The 14058-nt window shown below is 70.1% G+C and carries 12 protein-coding genes, 1 rRNA gene and 1 riboswitch; of the genes, 12 read left to right on the forward strand and 1 reads right to left on the reverse strand.

Annotated elements, in window-relative coordinates:
* The 11 genes from rrf to ACWCV3_RS28120 all read left to right on the forward strand — a co-directional run.
* Positions 1–91: ribosomal RNA gene (rrf, locus tag ACWCV3_RS28070) — 5S ribosomal RNA — on the forward strand; the annotation flags it as partial.
* A gap of 109 nt (positions 92–200) precedes the next feature.
* Positions 201–833 carry a CDP-alcohol phosphatidyltransferase family protein gene (locus ACWCV3_RS28075; protein WP_031181999.1) on the forward strand — a complete coding sequence of 211 codons (633 nt, stop codon included), beginning with the start codon at positions 201–203 and terminating at the stop codon, positions 831–833.
* A 91-nt stretch (positions 834–924) separates the two neighbouring features.
* A complete protein-coding gene (locus tag ACWCV3_RS28080; RefSeq protein ID WP_451229892.1) occupies positions 925–3420 on the forward strand; it encodes a sugar phosphate nucleotidyltransferase in 2496 nt (831 codons plus the stop codon).
* Between the two features lie 100 nt (positions 3421–3520).
* Positions 3521–4444 (forward strand): DUF881 domain-containing protein, encoded by a 924-nt coding sequence (locus ACWCV3_RS28085; protein WP_451229895.1) that lies wholly within the window; start codon positions 3521–3523, stop codon positions 4442–4444.
* The gene (locus ACWCV3_RS28090; RefSeq protein WP_030808725.1) at positions 4441–4773 is read left to right on the forward strand and encodes a small basic family protein; all 333 of its coding nucleotides are present in this window, start codon (positions 4441–4443) and stop codon (positions 4771–4773) included. The genes ACWCV3_RS28085 and ACWCV3_RS28090 overlap by 4 nt, the downstream gene beginning before the upstream one ends.
* Before the next feature lie 5 nt (positions 4774–4778).
* Positions 4779–5654, forward strand: a complete 876-nt coding sequence (locus tag ACWCV3_RS28095; RefSeq protein ID WP_451229913.1) for a DUF881 domain-containing protein — start codon at positions 4779–4781, stop codon at positions 5652–5654.
* An 82-nt stretch (positions 5655–5736) separates the two neighbouring features.
* Positions 5737–6609 (forward strand): FHA domain-containing protein, encoded by an 873-nt coding sequence (locus ACWCV3_RS28100; protein WP_451229915.1) that lies wholly within the window; start codon positions 5737–5739, stop codon positions 6607–6609.
* A 44-nt stretch (positions 6610–6653) separates the two neighbouring features.
* Positions 6654–7391: a transcriptional regulator FtsR gene (gene ftsR, locus ACWCV3_RS28105; protein ID WP_451229898.1), complete on the forward strand. Its 738-nt coding sequence runs from the start codon at positions 6654–6656 to the stop codon at positions 7389–7391.
* A 97-nt stretch (positions 7392–7488) separates the two neighbouring features.
* Positions 7489–7962, forward strand: a complete 474-nt coding sequence (locus ACWCV3_RS28110) for a bifunctional nuclease family protein (protein ID WP_004002801.1) — start codon at positions 7489–7491, stop codon at positions 7960–7962.
* A gap of 263 nt (positions 7963–8225) precedes the next feature.
* Entirely contained in the window at positions 8226–8909 is a 684-nt protein-coding gene (locus ACWCV3_RS28115) for a MerR family transcriptional regulator (protein ID WP_451229901.1), read from the forward strand.
* Between the two features lie 76 nt (positions 8910–8985).
* Positions 8986–10353 carry a DNA polymerase IV gene (locus ACWCV3_RS28120; protein WP_451229904.1) on the forward strand — a complete coding sequence of 456 codons (1368 nt, stop codon included), beginning with the start codon at positions 8986–8988 and terminating at the stop codon, positions 10351–10353.
* A 12-nt stretch (positions 10354–10365) separates the two neighbouring features.
* Here the strand turns inward: ACWCV3_RS28120 and ACWCV3_RS28125 are convergent, their stop codons facing one another.
* Positions 10366–10740 carry a PRC-barrel domain-containing protein gene (locus ACWCV3_RS28125; RefSeq protein ID WP_451229907.1) on the reverse strand — a complete coding sequence of 125 codons (375 nt, stop codon included), beginning with the start codon at positions 10738–10740 and terminating at the stop codon, positions 10366–10368.
* Positions 10741–10859: 119 nt separating this feature from the next.
* A riboswitch (glycine riboswitch) is annotated at positions 10860–10954 on the forward strand.
* A 175-nt stretch (positions 10955–11129) separates the two neighbouring features.
* Between ACWCV3_RS28125 and gcvP the strand changes: the two genes are divergently transcribed.
* Positions 11130–14015, forward strand: a complete 2886-nt coding sequence (gcvP, locus tag ACWCV3_RS28130; RefSeq protein WP_451229910.1) for an aminomethyl-transferring glycine dehydrogenase — start codon at positions 11130–11132, stop codon at positions 14013–14015.
* Positions 14016–14058 lie beyond the last annotated feature (43 nt).

Raw genomic sequence — 14058 nt, forward strand, 5'->3', positions numbered from 1 at the left:
GCCCGGTTACATTCCGAACCCGGAAGCTAAGCCTCACAGCGCCGATGGTACTGCAGGGGGGACCCTGTGGGAGAGTAGGACGCCGCCGAACTAATTTTGCAGCTCCGGCTCTCGGGCATACAGCCCGAGAGCCGGAGCTTTTTTGCGTTGCGGTAGGGTCAGGGGCATTGTCGGCACTTTTTCGTACAGGAGGCTTCCGGGTGGAGGTCCAGGAGACCCGCGTCCAGACGGACCGGGTCCTCACCATCCCCAACATCCTCAGCATGGCCCGGCTAGCCGGTGTCCCTCTGTTCCTGTGGCTGATCCTCCGGCCCGAGTTCGGAGGCCCCAAGAGTGATGGATGGGCTCTCCTGGTCCTGGCGCTGAGCGGAGTCAGCGACTATCTGGACGGCAAGCTCGCCCGGCGCTGGAACCAGGTCAGCAGCCTCGGCCGGCTTCTCGACCCGGCCGCCGACCGGCTCTACGTCCTCTCCACGCTCCTCGGCCTCACCTGGCGGGAGATCCTGCCGCTGTGGCTGACCGCGCTGCTGCTCGCCCGGGAGCTGGTCCTGCTGGTGATGGTCGGCATCCTCCGCCGGCACGGCTATCCGCCGCCTCAGGTGAACTTCCTCGGGAAGGCGGCCACCTTCAACCTGATGTACGCCTTCCCGCTGCTGTTGCTCAGTGACGGAAGCGGTTGGATCGCGTCACTTGCCGCTGTTTTCGGATGGGCGTTCGCCGGATGGGGTACAACCCTGTATTGGTGGGCAGGAGTGCTTTATATGGTCCAGGTCCGCCGTCTGGTGCGCGCGGACTCGTTGGCCGACGGAACTCCGCGATCGTCCACCACGTGACGCTTCGATGGCCCGTGACGAAGAAGTGCGGGACAATCTTGACGGGTGAAGTCGGCTAGACCGTCGTCTCTTCGAGGAGGACGCTTCCGACATGAAGGCCGTCGTGATGGCCGGAGGCGAAGGCACGCGCCTGCGCCCCATGACCTCTAGCATGCCCAAGCCGCTCCTGCCTGTGGTGAACCGCCCGATCATGGAGCACGTGCTCAGGTTGCTCAAAAAGCACGGGCTCAGCGAGACCGTGGTCACCGTGCAGTTCCTGGCGTCTCTCGTCAAGAACTACTTCGGTGACGGCGAAGAACTCGGCATGGAGCTCACGTATGCCAATGAGGAGAAGCCACTCGGTACCGCTGGAAGCGTCAAGAACGCCGAGGACGCGCTGAAGGACGATGCCTTCCTCGTGATTTCCGGCGATGCGCTGACCGACTTCGACCTCACCGATCTGATCAACTTCCACAAGGAGAAGGGAGCCATGGTCACGGTCTGCCTGACCCGGGTCCCCAATCCGCTGGAGTTCGGCATCACCATCGTGGACGAGGAGGGCAAGGTCGAGCGCTTCCTCGAGAAGCCGACCTGGGGCCAGGTCTTCTCCGACACGGTGAACACGGGCATCTACGTGATGGAGCCCGAGGTGTTCGACTACGTCGATCCCGATGTCCCCGTCGACTGGTCCGGCGACGTCTTCCCCCAGCTGATGAAGGAAGGCAAGCCCATCTACGGCTACATCGCCGAGGGCTACTGGGAGGACGTCGGCACCCACGAGAGCTACGTGAAGGCCCAGGCCGACGTTCTCGAGGGCAAGGTCGACGTCGACATCGACGGTTTCGAGATCTCGCCCGGAGTCTGGGTCGCCGAGGGTGCAGAGGTGCACCCCGACGCGGTGCTGCGCGGGCCCCTCTACATCGGTGACTACGCCAAGGTCGAGGCCGGGGCGGAGATTCGCGAGCACTCCGTCATCGGCTCCAACGTGGTCGTCAAGAGCGGTGCCTTCCTGCACAAGGCCGTCGTCGCCGACAACGTGTACGTCGGCCAGCAGAGCAATCTCCGCGGTTGTGTGGTCGGCAAGAACACCGACATCATGCGGGCCGCGCGGATCGAGGACGGCGCGGTCATCGGTGACGAGTGCCTGATCGGCGAGGAGTCGATCATCCAGGGCAACGTCCGGGTGTACCCGTTCAAGACCATCGAGGCGGGCGCCTTCGTCAACGAGTCGGTCATCTGGGAGTCCAGGGGCCAGGCGCACCTCTTCGGGGCGCGCGGCGTCAGCGGCATCCTGAACGTCGAGATCACGCCGGAGCTGGCCGTACGGCTCGCCGGCGCGTACGCCACCACGCTGAAGAAGGGGACCACGGTCACCACGGCCCGTGACCACTCCCGAGGCGCCCGTGCGCTCAAGCGCGCGGTGATCTCGGCTCTCCAGGCGAGCGCGATCGACGTGCGCGACCTGGAGAACGTGCCGCTGCCGGTGGCACGGCAGCAGACCGCGCGCGGCAGCTCCGGCGGCATCATGATCCGGACCTCGCCGGGCGTGCCGGACTCCGTGGACATCATGTTCTTCGACGCCAAGGGCGCGGACCTCTCTCAGGGCAGCCAGCGCAAGCTGGACCGGGTGTTCGCGCGCCAGGAGTACCGGCGCGCCTTCCCAGGCGAGATCGGTGACCTCCACTTCCCGTCCAGCGTCTACGACTCCTACACCGGGTCGCTGCTGCGGAACGTGGACACCAGCGGGGTCGCCGAGTCCGGGCTGAAGGTCGTCGTCGACGCCTCCAACGGCAGCGCCGGTCTGGTGCTGCCCAGCCTGCTCGGCAAGCTCGGCGTGGACTCGCTGACCATCAACCCCGGTCTGGACGAGTCCCGGCCCACCGAGACCGAGGAGATGCGCCGAAAGGGCCTGCGGCGGCTCGGGGAGATCGTGGCGTCCTCCGGGGCGGCCTTCGGTGTGCGGTTCGACCCCGTCGGCGAGCGACTGTCGCTCGTGGACGAGAAGGGCAGCATCATCGAGGACGACCGGGCGCTGCTGGTGATGCTCGACCTGGTCGCCGCCGAGCGGCGCAGCGGCCGGGTGGCCCTGCCGGTGACCACCACCCGGATCGCGGAACAGGTGGCCGCGTACCACGGCACCCAGGTGGAGTGGACGACCACCTCGCCGGACGACCTCACGCGGGTCGGCGGCGAGGAGGAGACCATCTTCGGCGGTGACGGCAAGGGCGGCTTCATCGTCCCGGAGTTCAGCAGCGTCTACGACGGTACGGCGGCGTTCGTGCGTCTGATCGGGCTGGTGGCGCGGACGCAGCTCACGCTCAGCCAGATCGACGCCCGGATTCCGCGGGCCCACGTCCTCAAGCGGGACCTGGCGACGCCGTGGGCGGTCAAGGGCCTGGTCATGCGCAGCGTGGTCGAGGCGGCCGGCGACCGGTCCGTGGACACCACGGACGGCGTGCGGGTGGTGGAGAGCGATGGCCGCTGGGTGATGGTCCTGCCCGACCCGGCCGAGGCGGTCACGCATCTCTGGGCGGAGGGCCCGGACGACGCCTCCGCGCAGGCACTGCTCGACGAGTGGTCGGCCGTGGTGGACAGCGCCGGCCGCTGATCCCACCGGGCTCCCGACCTGCCGGACAGTGTCCCCGCCGGGGGTGCTGTCCGGCAGGTGCGTGGGGCTCGTTCGAAGACACCACTCGAGGCATGCGACGATGTGCGGCATGCCGCAGCAACCCCCCGTTCGGAGCAGCCCCGCGCGGCCGAGGCGCCCGGACGCCTCCATGTCGTTGATCACCAACGTGATGGACCACAGTCTCGACGACGGGTACGCCGAGGCGGCGGCGCGCCGGAAGTCCCTCGGTGAGGGTGGTCTGCCGAAGACCCTCCGCGCCAAGCTGGGGCTCGCGGGCGGGCTCGTGCTGGCGGCCCTGGTGGTGACGGTCGGCGCGTCGCAGGCACATGTCGCGGCACCGGTGGTGGCCAAGGAGCGCCAGGAGTTGATCGACCGCATCGACCGGGAGACCGCGGCCGCCGACAAGCTGGAGAGCGGGGTCGACCGGCTCCGCGAGGATGTCGGCGCACGGCAGCGGGCGGCGCTGCGGCAGACCGGGGGCGGCCAGGCGGACGTCGTGAGTCTGCTGTCCGGCGCCACCGCCGTGCACGGGCCCGGTGTGAAGCTCGTGGTGAACGACGCCAAGGAGGCGAGCTCCGGGGGAGACGGCACGAACCCCCGGGAGTCCGCCGGCTTCTCCGACACCGGGCGGGTGCGTGACCGGGACATGCAGCGCGTGGTCAACGGGCTGTGGGCGTCCGGCGCGGAGGCGGTGTCCATCAACGGGCAGCGGCTGACCGCCCTGTCCGCGATCCGCGCCGCGGGTGACGCGATACTGGTCGACAACAGGCCGCTGGTACCGCCGTACACGGTGCTGGCGGTGGGGGACGGGCAGAAGCTGAGCACCGCGTTCCAGAACAGCGCCGACGGGCTGTATCTGCACGCGCTCCAGGACAACTTCGGCATCCGTACCGCCATCTCCGCGGAGGGTGACGTACGGTTGCCCGCCGCGCCGAGTGTGATCGTACGAACAGCACAGCCGAGCGCCGAGCAGGCCGAGAAGACTGAGAAGGGCACATCGTGATCGCCGTACTGGGCCTCGTCGTGGGAGTGGTGGCCGGACTGTTGGTCCGTCCCGAGGTTCCGGCGGTGGTCGAGCCGTATCTGCCCATCGCCGTCGTGGCGGCTCTGGACGCCGTGTTCGGCGGGCTGCGGGCGATGCTCGACGGCATCTTCGACGACAAGGTGTTCGTGGTGTCGTTCCTGTCCAATGTCGTCGTGGCCGCGCTGATCGTGTTCCTGGGCGACGAACTGGGTGTGGGCGCGCAGTTGTCCACCGGCGTCGTCGTGGTCCTGGGCATCCGGATCTTCTCCAACGCGGCGGCGATCCGGCGCCACGTCTTCCGGGCGTGAGCGGGATGGGCGACCAGGAGGAGCGGCCGGAGAACGGGCTGCGCAAGGAACTTCCCGCCGAACTGCCGCCGCGGGCCCCCGGCCCCCGGCCGGACCCGGCGCCGGCGTCCGGACCGGCCACGGCCGCACCGGCGTCGGAACACGCGGCCCAGCCGCAGCTCACCGGGCGCCAGCGGCTGATCGACGGTCTCTGGCCGCCCCGGCTGACGCGCGCCCAACTCATCGTGGCGCTGCTGCTGTTCGGGCTCGGTTTCGGGCTGGCCGTGCAGGTGGCCTCCAACAGTGACGGCGACAGCGCGCTGCGCGGAGCACGCCAGGAGGACCTGGTCCGCATCCTCGATGAACTGGACGACCGTACTCAGCGTCTGGAGGACGAGAAGCAGGGACTGGAGAAGCAGCGTCAGGAGTTGCAGAGCAGCTCCGACCAGGCGGCGGAGGCGCGCAGGCAGACCGCCGAGAAGGAGCGCCAGCTCGGCATACTCGCGGGAACCGTGGGCGCCACCGGTCCCGGCATCACCATGACCGTCCAGGACGCGAAGGGAGCTGTCGAGTCCGACATGCTGCTCGACGCGATCCAGGAGCTGCGCGCGGCCGGTGCCGAGGCGATAGAGGTCAACGATGTGCGCGTGGTGGCGAACACCTATTTCTCGGACACCGGCGGTAGCGTCGCGGTCGACGGGAACAAGATCAACGCTCCGTATCGTTTCAGGGTCATCGGCAAGCCGCAGGACCTCGAACCGGCGTTGAACATCCCTGGAGGCGTGGTGCAGAGCTTGGAGAAGGAGCAGGCCACGGTGAGTGTGGAGCGCTCGGACAAGATCGTCGTGGATGCCTTGCGGCAGGCGAAGCTGCCTGACTACGCTCGGTCGTCCTCGCGGTGAACCCGCGGTGCATGGGCGGCGACGGGCGGGGGCATGAGGTTGCGGGGGGTCGCCGCACCGAAGGGGTGGTGCGTGGTGGAAACTGTCGGGTGGATACGGACGTTGTGAAGATGTCCGGATCGGTCGGTGTAGGCATTCTGGGTTCGTCCTGCCCCACGGGCGGGTCTGTTTCGGTCAAGGGGAATCGCCCGTGAAGTTGTTTGGGAAGTTGTTCGGCAAGAGCGCGCGAGAGGGCAACGAGAACGCGACGGCCCGTCATCGCGCACAGCCCGACGAGGAAGGACAGCGCCCGCTGTTCCGGGACCAGGTGGCTGGTCCGGGTGGTGGGACTTCCGGGGGACAGGGCGCGGCGTCCGTTGACCCTGGCCAGGGCGGCGGCATAGGTTTCGGACAACCGTCGCGGCAGGAGGCTCCGTCCATGTCGGCCCTGGTGTGTACGAGGTGCGGGAACCGCAACGCGGAGAACGCCCGTTTCTGCTCCAACTGCGGCGCGCCCCTGCGTCCCGGTGTGGCGCCGGAGCGTGCGTCGGAGACCACGTCCACGATCTCCATCTCGGGCATCGAGGCGTACGACTCGGAGGTCACCGGTCAGACGGCGATGCCGATGCTGTCTCCCGAGGCGCAGGCGGCGGTCGACGCGCTGCCGGTCGGCTCGGCGCTGCTGGTGGTCCGCCGGGGTCCGAACTCCGGCAGCCGCTTCCTCCTGGACAGCGATCTGACCACGGCGGGGCGTCACCCGCAGAGCGACATCTTCCTGGACGACGTGACGGTCTCCCGCAGCCATGTGGAGTTCCGCCGCTCGCCCGACGGTTCCTTCACGGTGGCCGACGTCGGCAGCCTCAACGGCACCTACGTCAACCGCGAGCGGATCGACCAGGTGGCGCTGGCCAACGGTGACGAGGTGCAGATCGGCAAGTACCGGCTGGTCTTCTACGCGAGCCGGCAAGGAGTCTGACCCACCCCAGGACGCCCGTCCCGGGGGAACCCCAGGGAAGGTCCATGCTTCAAACACCGAGCGGCGGTGCCGGAAGCGGTACCGCCGCCAGGGACAGTGGGCTGATGAGTATCGGCACGGTGCTGAACGCGCTGCGCGAGGAGTTCCCCGAAGTAACCGTCTCCAAGATCCGCTTCCTGGAGTCGGAGGGGCTCATCGAGCCGCAGCGGACCCCCTCGGGGTACCGCAAGTTCAGCCCCCGTGACGTGGAGCGCCTCGGCCATGTCCTCAGGATGCAGCGGGACCACTATCTGCCGCTCAAGGTGATCCGGGAGCACCTGGACGCCATGGAGCGCGGCGAGGCCGCCGTGCTGCCCGTGCTCGGCCGCCAGCGCAGCGGCGACGACGAGTCGGAGGAGACCGAGTGGTCCACGGTCGCCCGGATCGGCCGGGACGAACTGCTGGCGGCGGCCGGGATCGACCAGGCCGAACTGAGCGAGTGGGAGTCGTACGGGCTCCTCGCCCCTCTGGCGGACGGCGTGTACGACGCCGAGGCCGTCACCGTGGCCTCACTGGTGGCCGAACTGGGCCGCTTCGGCATCGAACCCCGCCACCTGCGGGTGATGAAGGCAGCCGCCGAGCGCGAGGCGGGGCTGGTCGACCAGGTCGTCGCCCCGTTGAAGCGGCACCGCAATCCGCAGACCAGGACGCTCGCCGAGGCCCGTACCAAGGAGCTGGCGGCCCTCACCATGAAGCTGCACTCGGCGCTCGTGAAGGCGGCGCTCGGGGTGCGGCTGCCCTGACGGCCGGTGTGTCCCGACCCGCTCGGCTTGCGCCGGATCGCCCACCTGTTCCCGGCCCGACTACCCAAACGTCCCGAGCACGGCCTAGGGTTGCTGTGTGAACGAGCTCGATGTCGTAGGTGTCCGGGTCGAAATGCCCTCCAACCAACCGATCGTGCTCCTGCGCGAAGTGGGAGGCGACCGCTACCTCCCCATCTGGATCGGGCCCGGGGAGGCGACCGCGATCGCTTTCGCCCAGCAGGGCATGGCTCCCGCGCGTCCGCTGACGCACGACCTGTTCAAGGACGTGCTGGAGGCGGTCGGCCAGGAGCTGACCGAAGTACGCATCACCGATCTGCGGGAAGGCGTCTTCTACGCGGAGCTGGTGTTCGCCAGCGGGGTCGAGGTGAGCGCGCGGCCGTCCGACGCCATAGCGCTCGCCCTGCGCACCGGCACGCCGATCTACGGCAGTGACGGGGTGCTGGACGACGCGGGCATCGCCATCCCGGACGAGCAGGAGGACGAGGTGGAGAAGTTCCGCGAGTTCCTCGACCAGATCTCGCCCGAGGACTTCGGGACCAGCAGCCAGTGAGGCCGGGAGCCGGCCGGTGGACCAGGGGTCCGTCCGGCCGGCTCGTGGCGCGCTGTGACGCTCGCGCGAGGGGGCACATGCCAACGTCCCGTGAGGGCGTCCTACGGCCCTCCGCGAGGGCATTCGGCTAGCCTTTCCCCGCGGTGGGACACGAGAAACCACTCTCAGGGTGATTGTCACTCGGCGTGCCGAGTGTGGCGATCGTTGACGCGCCCCTGGTGACTGCCTACCGTCGACAAGGCAGGTCAAGGACGGAGGTCGGCGTGAGGATGAGCGGCGACGGTACGGCTGGGGGTGCCCCCGGACACGGTTTCGGGGACAACGGCCCGTACCCTCCCCCGAGCGCGCGGTTTCGGCCGGGCGGGGGGCACCCACAGCTCGACGGCGCGGCCGATCACGCTCCGCAGCGGCCTACGGTGGTGCCTGACGGTGAAGGGGCGGCGGCCATGACGTCCGAGGAGATCGGATACCGCGGTCCCACGGCCTGTGCGGCCGCCGGGATCACCTACCGACAGCTCGACTACTGGGCCCGCACGGGACTGGTCGAGCCCAGTGTGCGGCCCGCGCACGGCTCGGGCACCCAGCGGCTGTACAGCTTCCGCGACGTGGTCGTACTGAAGATCGTCAAGCGGTTCCTGGACACCGGTGTCTCGCTCCAGAACATCCGCTCGGCCGTGCAGCACCTCAGGGAGCGCGGGTTTCGCGACCTGGAGCGCATGACCCTGATGAGCGACGGCGCCATGGTCTACGAGTGCACCTCCCCGGACGAGGTCCACGCCCTGCTCCAGGGCGGCCAGGGCATTTTCGGAATCGCCGTCGGTGTGGTCTGGCGGGACGTGGAGAGCGCCCTCTCGCAGCTCCACGGCGAGCGTGTCGACACCGGCGAGACGCTGATCGGGCACAACCCGGCCGACGAACTGGCGCGCCGGCGCAACCGCGCCGTCTGAGACCCCCGGGCACCGTTTTCCACAGGGCGTCCCCGTGCGGGGACCGTTGTCAGTGGCATGGTGCAGCATCGGACCTGTGAGAAACGCGCCCACCATCCTCCATCTCGACATGGACGCCTTCTTCGCCTCGGTGGAGCAGGCGTCCAAGCCGAGCCTGCGCGGGAAGGCCGTCGTGGTGGGCGGTATCGGACCGCGGGGCGTGGTGGCCACCGCGTCGTACGAGGCACGGGTGTTCGGGGTGCACTCGGCGATGCCCACCGCGCAGGCCCGGCGGCTCGCGCCGAACGCCGCGTACCTGACGCCGCGCTTCGCGCTCTACCGGTCGATCAGCGACCAGGTGATGGCGCTTCTGCGGCAGCTGTCCCCGCTGGTGGAACCGCTGAGCCTGGACGAGGCGTTCGTGGACCTCGAGGCCGGTGACGCCGCCTGGGACGAGGCGTCGGCGCGGGAGGCCGGAGCCCGGCTGCGCGCCGACATCCGGGCGGTGACCGGGCTGACCGGATCAGTGGGGCTCGCCGCCTCCAAGATGCTGGCCAAGATCGCCTCGGAGCGGGCCAAGCCCGACGGCCTGGTCCTCATCGAACCGGGCACCGAGCGCGCCCTGCTGTCCCCGATGCCGGTGCGCACGCTGCCCGGCGTGGGTCCCGCCACCGGTGACCACTTGCGGCGCGCCGGTATCACCACGGTGCTGGAGCTGTCCGAGGCAGGAGAGGACGAACTGGTCCGGCTCCTCGGCAAGGCCCACGGACACGCGCTGTACGCGATGGCGCTGGCCCGCGACGACCGGCCGGTGGTGGCCGAGCGCGAGGCCAAGTCGGTGTCGGTGGAGGACACCTACGCCGTCGACATCCACGACCGGCCGCGTATCGGCCTGGAGGTCCGCCGTCTCGCCGACCGGTGCGTACGGCGGCTGCGCGGCGCCGGACTCTCCGGGCGGACCATCGTGCTCAAGGTGCGGCGGTACGACTTCTCCACCCTGACGCGCTCCGAGACGCTGCGCGGGCCCACGGACGACCCCTCGGTCATCCGGGAGGCGGCCGCGCGGCTGCTGGACTGTGTCGACACCACCGGCGGGGTACGGCTGCTCGGCGTCGGCGTGTCCGGGCTCGCCGACTACACGCAGGAGGACCTGTTCGCACAGGCGGCGGGTGAACCGGCCGAGGAGACACCACTGGAGAGCGCACCCGAATCCGGCCCGGAGAGACCCGGGCCCGCCGCACCGGAGTGGCGGGCGGGCCAGGACGTGCGGCACGAGGAGTACGGGCACGGGTGGGTGCAGGGCAGCGGCCTCGGGCGGGTCACCGTGCGTTTCGAGACCCCGCTCTCCGCTCCGGGCCGGGTGCGGACGTTCCGGTCCGACGAGGCCGGCCTGGAAGCGGCCGACCCCCTCCCGCTGGTGGCCCCGGTGGAGGCGGCTGCGGAGGGGGAGATGGACGGCGGATGAGAGGGGAGGGGGTCAGGCTTCCTCGGCGCCGGCGACCCTGCCGAAGTCACGGTCCGCAGTGGGCCGGGCGGCGGAGCCGACGTCGAGTCCGTAGTGGTGGTAGAGCTGGAGTTCCTGCTCGGGGGAGAGGTGACGGCCCACGCCGAAGTCGGGGGCGTCCTTGATGAGGGCCCGTTCGAAGGGGACGCGCAGCGCGCCGTCGACCAGTTCGCTGGGTTCCAGCGGGACGAACGCGTCGCGGGAGAAGAGTCCGGTGCGCACCGCCGCCCACTCCGGGACGCCGGTCGCGTCGTCGAGGTACACCTCGTCTATGGTGCCGATCCTGGTGCCGGTGCGGTCGAACGCCTTGCGGCCGATCAGGCTGCGCGGATCGATGTCGGTCTGCACGATCCCTCTCCCTCCACATGGTCGCAACTCATCCGTAAGCACTACAAAAGAGCAGAATCAGCCGGGCGGCCACTCGAACGTTGTGCCCAGGACCCCGCTGGTAGGCTGAAGTCGGCTGCTGACCCCGTGCGGGAGAGTCCTCCGAGCAGTTCGGAGGCGCCGAAGGAGCAACTCCTCCCCGGAATCTCTCAGGCACCCGTACCGCACGGACGAGGTCACTCTGGAAAGCAGGGCGGGCGCCACGGCTCCCGCTCTCACCGACGGTGCAAGCCGGGGTTCGCAAGTACCCCGGTGAAGCTCTCAGGTACGAGATGACAGAGGGGGAGGCCGGTGGGCACCCGAGCCGTGGTGCCCCTCGCAGGTCGCGCCAGACCAGGAGGCCTCCGCACATGACCGCCCCTCGCATTCCGCTCGCCGAGCTCGAAGCGGGCATCCCCTTCGAGCAGCGCCACATCGGCCCCGACCACGAGGCGCGGGCCAAGATGCTCGCGCAGGTCGGCTACGGCTCCCTCGACGAGCTGACCGCCGCCGCGGTGCCGGACGTGATCAAGAACGCCGACGCGCTCGACCTCCCCGGTGCCCGCACCGAGGCCGAGGTCATCGCCGAGCTGCGCGGTCTCGCCGACCACAACCAGGTCCTCGGCTCCATGATCGGCCTGGGCTACTACGGCACCTTCACGCCGCCTGTCATCCTGCGCAACGTCATGGAGAACCCCGCCTGGTACACGGCCTACACGCCGTACCAGCCGGAGATCTCCCAGGGCCGCCTGGAGGCCCTGCTGAACTTCCAGACCATGGTCGCGGACCTCACCGGGCTGCCCACCTCCGGTGCCTCCCTGCTGGACGAGGGCACCGCCGCCGCCGAGGCGATGGCGCTGTCCCGGCGCATGGGCAAGAACAAGAAGGGCCTCTTCCTGGTCGACGCGGACACCCTGCCGCAGACCATCGCCGTCATCGAGACCCGCGCAGAGCCGGCCGGTGTCGAGGTCGTCGTCGCCGACCTGAGCGACGGCATCCCCGCCGACATCGCCGCCCGCGACATCACCGGCGTCCTGCTCCAGTACCCCGGCGCCTCCGGTGCCGTACGCGATCTCAAGCCGGTCGTCGAGCAGGCGCACGGGCTGGGCGCCCTCGTCACCGTCGCCGCCGACCTGCTCGCGCTCACCCTGCTCACCTCGCCCGGTGAGCTGGGCGCGGACATCGCCATCGGCACCACCCAGCGCTTCGGCGTCCCCATGGGCTTCGGCGGCCCCCACGCCGGCTACATGGCCGTGCACGAGAAGTTCGCCCGCAGCCTGCCCGGCCGCCTGGTCGGCGTGTCCGTCGACGCCGACGGGCACCGCGCCTACCGTCTCGCGCTCCAGACCCGCGAGCAGCACATCCGCCGGGAGAAGGCCACCAGCAACATCTGCACTGCGCAGGTGCTGCTCGCCGTCATGGCCGGCATGTACGCCGTCTACCACGGCCCCGACGGCCTGCGGACCATCGCCCGCCGCACCCACCGCTACGCCACGATCCTCGCCGGGGGCCTGCGCGCCGGCGGTGTCGAGATCGTGCACGGCGCCTACTTCGACACCCTCACCGCGCGCGTGCCCGGCCGGGCCGCCGAGGTGGTCGCCGCCGCCCGAGAGGGCGGTGTCAACCTGCGCATCGTCGACGCCGACCACGCCTCCCTGGCCTGCGACGAGACCACCAACCGCGCTCAGCTGGAGGCCGTCTTCGCCGCCTTCGGCGTCGACGGCGACATCGAGGCGCTCGACGCGGCGGCCGAGGACACGCTGCCCGAGGTGCTGCTGCGCACCGACGACTACCTCGCCCACCCGGTCTTCCACGAGCACCGCTCGGAGACGGCCATGCTGCGCTACCTGCGCAAGCTGTCCGACCGCGACTACGCGCTCGACCGGGGCATGATCCCGCTCGGCTCCTGCACCATGAAGCTGAACGCGACCACCGAGATGGAGCCGGTCACCTGGCCCGAGTTCGGGGCGCTGCACCCCTTCGCCCCCGCCGAGCAGGCCGAGGGCTACCTCACCCTCATCCGTGAGCTGGAGGACCGGCTCGCCGAGGTCACCGGGTACGACAAGGTCTCCCTCCAGCCCAACGCCGGGTCCCAGGGTGAGCTGGCCGGACTGCTCGCCGTACGCGCCTACCACCGGGCCAACGGCGACGCGCAGCGCACCGTCTGCCTCATCCCGTCCTCCGCGCACGGCACCAACGCGGCGAGCGCGGTGATGGCCGGGATGAAGGTCGTCGTCGTCAAGACCGCCGGGGACGGCGAGATCGACGTCGAGGACCTGCGCGCCAAGATCGAGCAGCACCGCGACGAGCTGTCCGTGCTGATGATCACCTACCCGTCGACGCACGGCGTCTTCGAGGAGCACGTCGCCGACATCTGCGCCCAGGTGCACGACGCGGGCGGCCAGGTCTACGTGGACGGCGCCAACCTCAACGCCCTGGTCGGCCTCGCCAAGCCGGGCCACTTCGGCGGCGACGTCTCCCACCTGAACCTGCACAAGACGTTCTGCATCCCGCACGGCGGCGGCGGCCCCGGCGTCGGCCCGGTCGGGGTGCGCGCCCACCTGGCGCCGTACCTGCCCAACCACCCGATGCAGCCCGCGGCCGGTCCCGAGACGGGCGTCGGCCCCATCTCGGCGGCTCCCTGGGGCAGCGCGGGCATCCTGCCCATCTCCTGGGCGTACGTCCGCCTGATGGGCGGCGAGGGTCTCAAGCGCGCCACCCAGGTGGCCGTGCTCTCCGCCAACTACATCGCCAAGCGACTGGAGCCGCACTTCCCGGTGCTCTACACCGGCCCCGGCGGCCTGGTCGCGCACGAGTGCATCATCGACCTGCGCCCGCTGACCAAGGCGACGGGCGTCAGCGTGGACGACGTGGCCAAGCGACTGATCGACTACGGCTTCCACGCGCCCACCATGTCCTTCCCGGTGGCCGGCACGCTGATGATCGAGCCGACCGAGTCCGAGGACCTGGGGGAGCTGGACCGGTTCTGCGACGCGATGATCGCCATCCGCGCGGAGATCGAGAAGGTCGCCTCCGGCGTCTGGCCGGCCGAGGACAACCCGCTGCGCGGCGCCCCGCACACCGCGGCCGCGCTGGGCGGCGAGTGGACGCACGCGTACAGCCGTGAGGAGGCCGTCTTCCCGGCCGGGGTCTCGCCGGCCGGCAAGTACTGGCCGCCGGTGCGCCGTATCGACCAGGCGTTCGGTGACCGGAACCTGGTCTGCTCCTGCCCTCCGCTGGACGCGTACGAGGACTGAGCGCCCGCATGAGCAAGGCCCCCCGCCCGGTGTCCGGGCGGGG

It is taken from the genome of Streptomyces sp. NPDC001781 (assembly GCF_053596035.1).